The sequence below is a fragment of the Marinimicrobium koreense genome, from assembly GCF_003762925.1.
GTDB classification, from domain to species: domain Bacteria; phylum Pseudomonadota; class Gammaproteobacteria; order Pseudomonadales; family Cellvibrionaceae; genus Marinimicrobium; species Marinimicrobium koreense.
This window is the reverse complement of sequence record NZ_RJUK01000002.1, coordinates 92,432-103,988: the sequence shown is the minus strand read 5'-3', so window position 1 is coordinate 103,988 and position 11,557 is coordinate 92,432. Positions and strand designations below refer to the sequence as shown.

Below are 11,557 nucleotides of genomic sequence, written 5' to 3'. Positions count from 1 at the left end.
CTGGCTGGCCGGGGTAGCCCCGGCCTTTTTTCATATTGGGAGTAGCAACATGAACAAATCCGTTTTGAGTCTGGCCATGCTGGCCCTTTGTCTGGGCGCCTGCTCAAATACTGGCAGCGGCCCAGGCAATAACGTTGTATTGAGCAGTCCGGACGGTAGTGTCCGGGTCAGTGTTTCGCTGAACGCCCAGGGGGCGCCGGAATATCAGGTTTTTCATGACGAGCGAACCGTGCTCGAGCCGTCGGATCTGGGCATCCGTTTACAGAGCGCTGCTTTTGAACAAGGTCTGTCTCTGACGAGCGCATCCGAGCCGACATTGGTGGAAGACCACTATGAAATGCACCAGGGCAAACAGCTCGACATTCACTATCAGGCCAACGAGCAGACGCTGCGTTTTGCCAACGCCGAGGGTGAGCCTCTGGTGATTCGTCTGCGCGCCTCCGATGACGGCGTGGCCTTTCGCTACGAATTTCCGGGTGAGGGCGCCAAGCGTTTTGAGCGGGAAATCACCTCGTTCGATTTTCCTGCGTCGGCCAAAGCCTGGATGCAGCGCATGCAGGTGGTCAACACCGGCTTCGAAGGCACCAACCCGGCTTACGAAGAACATTACGAAATGGAAATACCGGTGGGCACCGAGTCTCCCTCGGAAGCCGGCTGGGTTTTCCCCGCCCTGTTTCACAGCAATGGCGACTGGGTGTTGCTGAGTGAAGTCGGGATGCAGGGCAACTTTCACGCCTCCCGCCTGCAGCCAGAGTCGCCGGAAGGGGAGTACCGGATCGGCCTGCCGATGGAAGGGGAGGTGTTCAGCGGGGGCGAGCGACTCGCTCATGATACCGGCGCCTTTCACTCGCCCTGGCGGACCATTACGGTCGGTAGCCTGGCCGATATTACCGTCTCCACCATGGGCACCGATCTGGCCGAGCCCTCGGTGATAGCAGACGCCGACTTTGTCGAGCCGGGGATGGCCAGCTGGAGCTGGGGGCTACTCAAAGATGAGTCGATCACCTACGACATTCAGAAGTGGTATATCGACTACGCGGCTGACATGGGCTGGGAATACACCCTGGTGGATGTGAACTGGGACCAGAACATCGGCTACGAGCGCATGCAGGAGCTGGTGGACTATGCCGTGTCCAAAGAGGTGGGGTTGATTCTCTGGTACAACTCCGCCGGAGACTGGAATACCGCGCCCTACACCCCGCGTGACAAGCTTTTGACCCGGGAATCCCGGCGGGCGGAGTTCGCCCGTCTGCAGGCAATGGGTGTGCGTGGTGTCAAAGTAGACTTTTTCCCCGGCGACGGTCAGTCCGCCATAGCCTACTATCGGGACCTGCTGCAGGATGCCGCCGACTTCGAGCTGATGGTCAACCATCACGGCTCCACTCTGCCGCGCGGCATTCAGCGGACCTTCCCGAACATGATGACCATGGAGTCGGTACACGGCATGGAGATGGTGACTTTCTTTCAGGAAACCGCCGATAAAGAACCCAGTCACGCGGCCATGCTGCCCTTTGCCCGCAACGTGTTTGACCCCATGGACTATACGCCCACGGCCTTCAACCATCTGCACAACCCAGAGGTGACCCGCAAGAGCCGAAACGGCATGCAATTGGCGATGCCGGTGGTCTTCGTGTCGGGGCAGACTCACATCGTGGAAACGCCGGACGGCATGGCGAAGGTGCCCGAGTATGTCAGGGCATTTTTGCGTGATCTTCCCGTGGTGTGGGACGAATCCCGCCTGCTGACGGGCTATCCGGGTAAGCATGCGGTGTTCGCCCGGCGCTCTGGCGAGCGTTGGTATATCGCCGGTCTCAACGGCGAGGACGAGCCGAAGTCTCTGGAATTGGACCTGTCCTTTATTGGCGATGCGGAAGGCACCCTGATCACGGACGGGAGCGAGCCCCGTTCCTTTGAGCAACGTGCCGTGGAAGCCGGCCCGCTTGAGCTGACCCTGGCGCCCGCCGGTGGGTTCGTGGCGGTTTTCGAGTAGGTTTTTCCGTTATTGGTAGTATAAATTATTATAGTATAAACTGTGTGCTTCATCCCGCCCGGCACTGCCGGGCCGGGTTGGCAGGAGAGAGCCGGCGCTAGTGTACCCCGTCACTAATACCGGTCCGTCAAATAAGAGGTGCACAATGAAACACGTTATTACTGGTTGGAGCCGATCGATGGCTCTGATCGCTCTGGCACTGGCCACTCTGGCCGGCTGCGCCACTCAGGGCGACTCCAATTCATCCTCCACCGCCGAGCGCGATGGAACCTTTACCAACCCGCTGTTCCCCAACGGCGCGGACCCCTGGTTGGAATACTGGGACGGTAACTACTACCTGACCACCACCACCTGGACCGCTGAGCTGGTGATGCGCAAGTCGCCGACCCTGGCGGGCCTGGCTGATGCGACCCCGGTCAACATCTGGTCCGATACCGACCCCAAACGTAACGCCAACTTCTGGGCGTTTGAGTTCCATCGCCTGAAGGGCCCCAACGGCTATCGCTGGTACGTCATGTACACCGCCGGTCAGGACGGTACTCTGGATCACCAGCACCTGAATGTGCTTGAGAGTGTGGGAGACGACCCCATGGGCCCCTACGAGTACAAGGCGCCGATCATGCCCGATCAGTGGAACATCGACGGTACCTATCTCAAGCAAGACGGCAAACTGTACCTGCTGTACTCCCAGTGGCACGGTGACGAACAGTTGAACCTGATCACCGAGATGGAAAACCCTTGGACCCTGAAGGAAGGCTCCCCCAAGACCGTTATTACCCGCCCCGAGCTGGACTGGGAAATCAGCGGCCGTAAGGTGACCGAGGCGGCGCAGATTCTTCAGCGCAATGGCCGTACCTTCATGATCTATTCTGCCAGCTACTGCAATACCCCGGACTACAAGCTGGGTATGCTCGAGTTGGTGGGCGATAACCCCCTCAACGCGGATCACTGGAAGCAGTATCCGGAGCCCGTGTTCCAGCGCGGCAATGGCGTCTACGGCCCCGGTCACAACGGCTTCTTCCCCTCGCCGGACGGCACCGAAGACTGGCTGGTGTATCACGGTAATTCCTCCGTTGAGCACGGTTGCAGCTCCACTCGCTCCCTGCGCGCCCAGAAGTTCACCTGGAACGAGGATGGCACCCCGAATTTTGGAGAGCCCATTCCCGAAGGTCAGCCGGTACAGCGCCCCTCGGGTGAAAATGGTCCGCTGGTAACCCGTATTCAGGGGCAGCACTTCCAGATCGTGAATGCCACCACCGACCTGTGCCTGGATATCGCCACCGCACCGGAAGACAACCGCACCCGCCAGGCGGCCTGTAACCCCAACAACGGTCAGTGGGTCATTGACCCGGTCACCGATGGTTATTTCCGTATCGCCAACAACCACGACAGCAAGTTTCTGGAAGTGGAAAACTGCAGCGCCGGCGACAATGCTCGGGTACAGCAGGCCGCCTGGCGCAACAACGCTTGTCAGGAGTGGAGCCTTGAGCCGGGTGATGGTGGCCACAGCGTGATCACCAACCGGGCCACTGGCAAGCCGCTGGCGGTCGCCGGTTGTTCGGCCAACGAAAACCAGTCGGTTCTGCAGCAGAGTGAAGACAGCGTATGCAAGCAGTGGCGCCTGCAACCGATGAATGAAGTGGCCATCATCAGTGAGCAGAGCGGGCGTGTGGTCAGCGTCGCCGGCGAGGATGCCAACGTCGAGCAGCACGCCTGGACCTATGGCGACCACCAGAAGTGGCGGTTCAAGCCCACCGATTCCGGATACTTTGAGCTGAGCCCGAGCAGTGCCGATGATCAGTGTCTGGCGGTGACTGACGAAGCGGTCGTTCCCGGTGCCAATCTGGAAGTGGATGAGTGCGGCTCCAAAACCAGCCAGTGGGGCATTAAGTTCCTCGAGGGTGGCGCAGTCAGCCTGGTGAACCGCTATACCACTGAGGTAGTGGATGTGGCCAACTGCGGGCTGGCCGATGGGACCAATCTGGCGCTCGGCCCCGACCTGGAAAACCGCTGCCAGCGTTTCCATCTGCGAGCAGCGAACTGATTCACTGACGGCACCGCGCAGCGGTGCCAAGCCCTCCCGTAGGTCGGATTAGGCCAAAGGCCGTAATCCGACAGACTCTCAAGGTTTGCAGCTCATTGTCGGATTACGGCCTTTGGCCTAATCCGACCTACCAAGGGGTTGCACTTCTTTCATATTGTACTATAATACCAACTATCCAAAGGCGAGCGGGAAATTGGGCCCGTTTACCGGAGCGACGGTAATCTCTCCTCCAACGACATTACCGGGGTTCATTTGGATTCTCCTTAAGGCTTGGAAATCGCTGAAGTTGACAGGCAGTTCAGCGGTTTCGTGTCTCTCACTCGATGTTGGTTGATATCGAGGTCTCCCTCGCCTCTGTACCGAAAGGTCCAGAGGCTTTTTTTTGAAGAAAAATCTTTCATAATGTCGTATTATCTGATAATCCCTTTATTGAACTTTGTTGACTAACACGCTACCTTTGCAGGCTTAACGTCAAACCTTAAAAACATGGAACCCTGCTATGGCCGTATTTGAACGCAACTTCAACCTTTCCCAGCGTATGACGCAGGAGCTGGGCAAGGCTATCGTGTGCGGTGTTTACCCCAAGGATGAAAGCCTGCCGACCGAGGCGGAGCTGTGTGAACAGTTTGGCGTGAGCCGCACGGCGGTGCGCGAGGCGGTCAAAATGCTCTCGGCCAAGGGGTTGATCTCCAGCCGTCCCCGACAGGGCATCCGGATTCTGCCCGAGCAGGAGTGGAACATTTTTGATTCGGACCTGCTGCGTTGGTCTCTGGAAGGTAACCCCTCGCTGCGGGTACTGCGTGAATTTCTCCAGATGCGTATTGCCATTGAGCCGGAAGCGGCGTCTCTGGCCGCCCGGTTTGCCGACGATGCGGCCATTGATGCGATAGGCGAGGCGCTCCAAGGGATGCGTGATGCCAAGACCAAACCGGAAGAGGGGCTTCAGGCGGACATCAATTTTCACGTCAGTATCCTGTTCGCGAGCAAGAACCGCTTCTACATTCGCCTGCGGGACTTCATTCAGACCGCGCTGAACGTCAGTATTCGCCACACCAACGTGATCAAGGGCGACCAGGACGCGATCATCGATGACCATGCGAAGGTCTATAACGCTATCCGCAACCGCAACCCGGAGCGGGCCAAGGCCGCCATGCTGCTGCTGATTGACGAGGCGCTGACCTTTATTGAGGAAGAGCTGGCCGAGGCCGGCGAAACCATCCCCGAGCCGCGCTGAGCTAGGCCGCTCCTACACGACCAATTCTGGGGCGTTAGTGGCAAACTGTGCTAAGATGCGCGCAGTTTGAGAATCCACGAGGCCCCGTGCCATGCACTGTCCTTTCTGCGGCGCTGAAGATACCAAAGTTGTCGATTCCCGCCTGGTGGCCGAAGGCGATCAGGTTCGTCGGCGCCGGCAATGCCTGTCCTGCAATGAGCGGTTTACTACCTACGAGGTGGCCGAGCTGGTGATGCCCCGCATCATCAAGCAGGATGGTACCCGTGAGCCTTTTGATGAAGCCAAACTTCGGGCCGGCCTGCTGCGGGCTCTGGAGAAGCGCCCGGTGAGCATCGAATCGATCGAGTCGGCCATCAACCAGATCAAGCACTTTCTCCAGGCCACCGGTGAGCGCGAAGTTCCCTCGCTGAAAGTGGGGGAAAAAGTCATGGAAGAGCTGCGCAAGCTCGACGAAGTGGCCTATGTGCGCTTCGCCTCCGTATACCGTCGCTTCAAGGACCTCAACGAATTCCGCGAGGAGATCGATCGCCTGGAGCGTCACGAGCCTGAGTTCCAGGAGCCAAAGGCCCACGAACCTCAAGACAAAGTTTAACCGCATGCCCCTATCGGACCTCGACAGCCAGTTGATGGCGCGCGCCCTGCGTTTGGCTGAGCGCGGCCTTTACACCACCACGCCCAATCCACGGGTGGGCTGCGTGATCGCCCTCGGGGGTGAACCAATCGCCGAGGGTTGGCACCAGCGGGCGGGCGAAGCTCACGCCGAAGTCAACGCCTTGGCGAAGGCCGGTGAACGGGCCCGAGGGGCGACAGCGTATGTCACCCTGGAGCCCTGCAACCATACCGGTCGCACCGGTCCCTGCAGTCAGGCGCTGATCGATGCGGGTATCTCCCGGGTGGTTTTCGGGATGGAGGACCCCAACCCGAAGGTCTCCGGAGAGGGGCTGGAGCGACTGCGTGCCGCCGGTGTTGAGGTGGACGGTCCGCTGCTGGAGGAGGATGCCCGGGCGTTGAATCCGGGCTTTATCAAGCGCATGGAGCGCGGACTGCCCTGGGTGCGCTGCAAATTGGCCATGAGCCTGGACGGTCGCACCGCCATGGCCAGCGGCGAAAGTAAATGGGTGACTGGCCGCCGGGCCCGGGAAGACGTGCAGCGCCTGCGCGCCCGCAGTTGCGCGATCATCAGCGGCATCGATACCGTGCTGATGGACCAGGCCGCCCTGACCGTGCGCGCGGACGAATTGAAACTGGATAATGCAGCAGCGATTGCCGAGCGCCAACCGCTGCGAGTGGTCCTCGATTCCCGGGGCCGAATGACTCCCGATGCCCCGCTGCTTCAGCACCCGGGGCCGGTGCTGCTGGTTCACTGTGGTGAAACCGCCAATACCGGTTGGCCGGCGCAGGTGGAAACCCTCGCGCTGGCGGGCCGTGACGGGCGCATTGATCTGACCGCGCTACTGCGCGAGCTGGCCCGGCGGGAGTACAACGAAGTCTTGGTGGAGTCCGGGGCGACCCTGGCGGGTGCGTTTCTGGGGCAGGGGCTGCTCGATGAGATGATCGTCTACATGGCACCCAAGCTGCTCGGCAGCAACGCCCGGCCTTTGTTTCAGCTGCCACTGGATTCCATGGCGGCCCAGTTGCCGCTGAAAATTCACGACATCCGGGCCGTAGGCCACGATTGGCGCATTACCGCCAGCCCGGATCCGGAAGGTTGATAGTTGGGTAACGGCGGATGCGGCCTTTGGCCTTATCCGCCCTACACATACCACGGCAATTTGCGTAGGGCGGATAAGCGAAGCGCATCCGCCGTTACCAACCGTGAAGCCGCTCAAAGCTGAGAAGCAAACTATGTTTACGGGAATTATCGAAGCCAAGGGCCGCGTCGCCCGCCTCGAACCCAAAGGCGGCGATCTGCGCCTGTTGATCGAAACCGGCGATCTGCCTTTGGCGGACGTCCAGTTGGGCGACTCCATTGCCACCAACGGCGTCTGCCTGACCGTGGTGGACCTGCCGGGCAGCGGCTACTGGGCCGATGTGTCCGGGGAAACCCTGGCATACACCACCATTGGCCAGTGGGCCACCGGCCAACCGGTGAATCTGGAGAAGGCCCTGACGCCCACCACGCGCCTGGGTGGGCACATCGTCAGCGGCCACGTCGATGGGGTCGGGGAGGTGGTCGAACGCCACGGGGATGCCCGCTCCGAGCGCTTTCGCATCAAGGCGCCGGACAACCTGGCCAAATACATTGCCCATAAGGGCTCAATCACTGTGGACGGCACCAGTCTCACGGTGAACAAGGTCGAGGGGGCGGAGTTCGAGTTGAATATTGTCCCGCACACCCTAAAGTGGACCATCATGGACAGCTACCAGCCCGGCACCCGGGTCAACCTGGAGGTGGATGTGCTGGCACGCTACCTGGAACGGCTATTATTGGGAGAGAAGGCCGCCGGCACGAGCGGCGGTGTCACCCTGGATTTTCTCGCCGAGCACGGCTTCACCGGCCGTTGAATGGCAGACGCCGGGCCATTGGCCCGGCTACTGATTGAAGGCACCTCTTTTAACGAAGGTCATTATGGAACTGAACACGCCGGAAGAACTGATTGACGACCTGCGTCACGGCAAGATGATCATCCTGATGGATGACGAAGATCGCGAGAATGAAGGCGACCTGATCATGGTGGCCGATCAGGTGCGGGCGGAGGACATCAACTTCATGTCCACCCACGCCCGGGGCCTGATCTGCCTGACCCTGACGCCGGAGCGCTGCCAGCAACTGGGTCTGCCGCTGATGGTATCGGATAATCAGGCCCGCTATTCCACCAACTTCACCGTCTCCATCGAGGCGGCGGAAGGGGTCACGACCGGCATTTCGGCGGCCGATCGGGCCCGCACCGTACGGGTGGCGGTCAGCGCCGACGCCAAGCCTCGGGATATTGTTCAACCCGGGCATATTTTCCCGATCATGGCCCAGCCCGGTGGTGTGATGAGCCGTGCCGGGCATACCGAAGCCGGCTGCGATCTGGCCCGCCTGGCGGGATTTGAGCCGGCGGCGGTGATTGTCGAAATCATGAATGCCGATGGCTCCATGGCCCGTCGCCCGGACCTGGAAGCCTTTGCCCAGACACACAACCTGAAAATCGGTACCATAGCGGACCTGATTCACTACCGCTCGGTCAAGGAAAAAACCGTCGAGTGCATCAACCGTCGCCAGGTGGACACCGAGTACGGCCCCTTCGAGCTGCGCACCTATCGCGATCTGGCCCGGGGCGACCTGCATTTTGTCATGCTCAAAGGGCATGTCGATCCGGCGGAGCCCACCTTGGTGCGGGTTCATGTCATGGACGTGGCGAAGGACCTGATTGGTCTCAAGCGCCCCGGCGATGCCGGCAAACACTCCTGGAATTACCGCGATGCGCTGAAAACCATCAGCGAGGCCGGGCAGGGGGTGCTGGTGCTGATCTGTCACGACGAAAGCACCGCCCAGGTAGAAGAGAGCATCGACTGGATGCTCTCCGGTAAACAGCCGGTGCGCAGCCCGGATCAGGTGTACAAACAGGTGGGTACCGGCTCCCAGATCCTGCGGGATCTGGGGGTGCGCAAAATGCGCCTGATGTCGGCGCCCATGCGCTTCACCGCCCTGTCCGGGTTTGACCTGGAAATTGTTGAACATCTCGAGCCGGGCCGCCAGTAGGGCAGCCGGGCCGGAACACGATCAATCGATTGAAGAAAGAGAATCCTCTATGAGTCAGATCAAGGTTATTGAAGGCGATTTCGCCGCAAGCGAAGGCCGCTACGCATTGTTGGTCAGCCGCTGGAACAGTTTTGTGGTCGAAAGCCTGAAAGAGGGCGCGCTGGACACCCTGCGTCGCCACGGTATCAAGGACGATCAGGTCACCATCTACTACGCCCCCGGCGCGTTTGAGTTCCCGTTGGCCGCCCAGCGCATTGCCGCCAAGGGTGAGTTCGACGCGATCATCGCCCTGGGTGCGGTCATTCGCGGTGGTACGCCGCACTTCGATTACGTCGCCGGTGAATGCACCAAAGGTTTGGCTCAGGTATCCCTGAACGCCAATGTGCCGATCACCTTCGGGGTGCTGACTGTCGACACCATCGAGCAGGCGATTGAGCGCTCCGGTACCAAAGCGGGCAACAAGGGCGTGGAAGCCGCCACCACCGCGCTGGAAATGGTTTCACTGCTGGGAAGAATCTGATCATGGCCGATAGCAAAGCCCCCACACCGGCCGCTCGCCGCAAAGCGCGCCACTACGCCATGCAGGGTCTGTATCAGTGGCAGATGGCCGGCGCGAACCTCAATGCCATCGAGGCGGAGTTTCGCACTGACAACGACATGACCAACGTCGATGTCGACTACTTCCACGAGCTGCTGCACGGTGTGCCGCAGTTTCTGGGCGAAGTGGAAGCGGTATTTACGCCGCACCTGCAGGAGCGCAGCTCCGACGAGCTGGACCCGGTCACCCAGGCCCTGCTGCGCCTGGCCTGCTACGAGTTCAAATACCGGATTGATGTGCCCTATAAAGTGGTCATCAACGAAGCGGTATCCCTGGCGAAAAAGTTCGGCGCGGCAGAGAGCCACAAGTTCATCAACGGCGTGCTCGACAAGGCCGCCAACGATATCCGGGCCATCGAAAAACGCGCCTGATTGCGGTGGGAATCGGTGGATGACGCCCTATCGGGCTTATCCACCCTACGGATTGGACACGTTCGTTCAGGTAGGGTGGATTGGTCCGACGCTTCGTAGGGGCGAAGCCCCGTCATCCACCAAAACCCACGCCACCAACCCCACATTGAATAAACCATGGGTGAATTCGAACTGATCCGCCACTACTTCCAACAACACAGCGCCGAGTCCACCCCGGCGTCGGTGCTGTTGGGCGTGGGCGACGATGCCGCCTTGCTGCAACCCCCGGCGGGAGAAGCGCTGGCGGTCTCGGTCGATACCCTGGTCAGCGGCGTTCACTTTCCGGACGATGCGCCCGCGGAGGAAATCGCCCAGCGGGCCCTGCGGGTCAACCTCAGCGACCTGGCGGCCATGGGGGCGACACCGCTCTGGTTTACCCTGGCGCTGACCCTCCCCGAGGCCTCCGATGACTGGCTGCGGGATTTCAGCCGCGGCCTGTTCGAAGTGGCCGAGGCTTATGGTATTTCTCTGGTCGGCGGCGATACCACCAAGGGGCCGCTGACCATTACCGTTCAGGTGATGGGCTCGGTAGCGCCGGGGCTGGCCCTGCGTCGGGACGGCGCCAGTGCCGGGGATTATGTGCTGGTCACCCACACGCTGGGAGACTCTGCCGCGGGCCTGGCGAGCCTGCAAGGGCGTCTGGAAAAGGCGGTCAGTGAGGATGTCAGCGCCTACTTGCAGGAGCGCTATTGGCGACCCACGCCCCGGCTGGAAGCCGCCGCGCAACTCGCGGGTATCGCCAGTGCCGCGCTGGATATCTCCGATGGCCTGCTGGCCGATCTGGGGCATATCTGCGCGGCCAGCGACCTGAGCGCCGAACTCTTCATCGAAGAGCTGCCCCTGTCACCGGCGCTGCAAAATGCCACCAGCCAGGATCAGGCTCGCCAGTGGGCCCTGACCGGCGGCGATGATTACGAGCTGTGCTTCACGGTACCGGAGAGCCGGATGCCCGAACTGGGCGCCCTGATCGGCACCGGTGCCCTGCAGGCCACCGTAGTGGGTCGCCTTGGAACCGGTAGCGGCGTACACTGCACGCTGCACGGCGAACCCTACGATTCACAACAAAGCGGCTATACCCATTTCTGATGTCCAAGCCTGAATACCCCAGCGTCGCCACCGTCCTGCGCAACCCGGACCACCTGTTTGCCTTTGGTTTTGGCAGCGGCCTGCTGCGTCCGGCCTCCGGTACCTTTGGCACGGTGGCGGCCATTCCCATCTTCTGGTTGATTCAGGACCTGTCCGTACCCATCTATTCTCTGTGGCTGATCGTGACCTTCGCCCTGGGCGTTTATTGGTGCGACCGCAGCTCCAAGGCGCTGGGGGTGCACGACCACGGTGGTATCGTCTGGGATGAAATGGTCGGCTACTGGCTCACCATGTTTCTGGCGCCGGCCGGCTGGTTGTGGATGCTGCTCGGCTTCGTCCTGTTCCGGATCTTTGATGTGATCAAACCCTGGCCCATCAACTGGCTGGATCGCCGGGTGCACGGCGGCTTTGGCATCATGATCGATGATGTGCTCGCGGCGGTGTATGCCTGGATCATCCTGCAGACCGTGGCTTACTTTATATAGAATGGCGGGCGTCAGCCCACCC

The 11,557-nt window shown here is 60.7% G+C and carries 11 protein-coding genes; all 11 read left to right on the top strand.

Features of this window, described 5'->3' with window-relative positions:
- Positions 1-49 precede the first annotated feature (49 nt).
- The 11 genes from EDC38_RS13080 (at position 50) to EDC38_RS13030 (ending at position 11,535) form a co-directional block, all read left to right on the top strand.
- Positions 50-1,990 carry a glycoside hydrolase family 97 protein gene (locus EDC38_RS13080; protein WP_123639031.1) on the top strand — a complete coding sequence of 647 codons (1,941 nt, stop codon included), beginning with the start codon at positions 50-52 and terminating at the stop codon, positions 1,988-1,990.
- A 178-nt stretch (positions 1,991-2,168) separates the two neighbouring features.
- Entirely contained in the window at positions 2,169-4,034 is a 1,866-nt protein-coding gene (locus EDC38_RS13075; RefSeq protein WP_211331131.1) for a family 43 glycosylhydrolase, read from the top strand.
- 499 nt (positions 4,035-4,533) lie between these two features.
- A complete protein-coding gene (locus EDC38_RS13070) occupies positions 4,534-5,268 on the top strand; it encodes a FadR/GntR family transcriptional regulator (RefSeq protein ID WP_123639029.1) in 735 nt (244 codons plus the stop codon).
- A gap of 91 nt (positions 5,269-5,359) precedes the next feature.
- The gene (nrdR, locus tag EDC38_RS13065) at positions 5,360-5,860 is read left to right on the top strand and encodes a transcriptional regulator NrdR (RefSeq protein WP_024462391.1); all 501 of its coding nucleotides are present in this window, start codon (positions 5,360-5,362) and stop codon (positions 5,858-5,860) included.
- 4 nt (positions 5,861-5,864) lie between these two features.
- Positions 5,865-6,980: a bifunctional diaminohydroxyphosphoribosylaminopyrimidine deaminase/5-amino-6-(5-phosphoribosylamino)uracil reductase RibD gene (gene ribD, locus EDC38_RS13060; RefSeq protein ID WP_123639028.1), complete on the top strand. Its 1,116-nt coding sequence runs from the start codon at positions 5,865-5,867 to the stop codon at positions 6,978-6,980.
- A 133-nt stretch (positions 6,981-7,113) separates the two neighbouring features.
- Positions 7,114-7,773, top strand: a complete 660-nt coding sequence (locus tag EDC38_RS13055) for a riboflavin synthase (RefSeq protein ID WP_123639027.1) — start codon at positions 7,114-7,116, stop codon at positions 7,771-7,773.
- 64 nt (positions 7,774-7,837) lie between these two features.
- Positions 7,838-8,956 (top strand): bifunctional 3,4-dihydroxy-2-butanone-4-phosphate synthase/GTP cyclohydrolase II, encoded by a 1,119-nt coding sequence (gene ribBA, locus EDC38_RS13050; RefSeq protein ID WP_123639026.1) that lies wholly within the window; start codon positions 7,838-7,840, stop codon positions 8,954-8,956.
- A gap of 49 nt (positions 8,957-9,005) precedes the next feature.
- On the top strand, positions 9,006-9,476 hold the full coding sequence (gene ribH, locus EDC38_RS13045) for a 6,7-dimethyl-8-ribityllumazine synthase (RefSeq protein ID WP_024462395.1): 471 nt from the start codon (positions 9,006-9,008) through the stop codon (positions 9,474-9,476).
- A 2-nt stretch (positions 9,477-9,478) separates the two neighbouring features.
- Positions 9,479-9,925, top strand: a complete 447-nt coding sequence (nusB, locus tag EDC38_RS13040; protein WP_024462396.1) for a transcription antitermination factor NusB — start codon at positions 9,479-9,481, stop codon at positions 9,923-9,925.
- Positions 9,926-10,081: 156 nt separating this feature from the next.
- Complete coding sequence (gene thiL, locus EDC38_RS13035) at positions 10,082-11,050, top strand: thiamine-phosphate kinase (protein ID WP_123639025.1); 969 nt, start codon at positions 10,082-10,084, stop codon at positions 11,048-11,050.
- Positions 11,050-11,535: a phosphatidylglycerophosphatase A family protein gene (locus EDC38_RS13030; protein ID WP_024462398.1), complete on the top strand. Its 486-nt coding sequence runs from the start codon at positions 11,050-11,052 to the stop codon at positions 11,533-11,535. The genes thiL and EDC38_RS13030 overlap by 1 nt, the downstream gene beginning before the upstream one ends.
- Positions 11,536-11,557 lie beyond the last annotated feature (22 nt).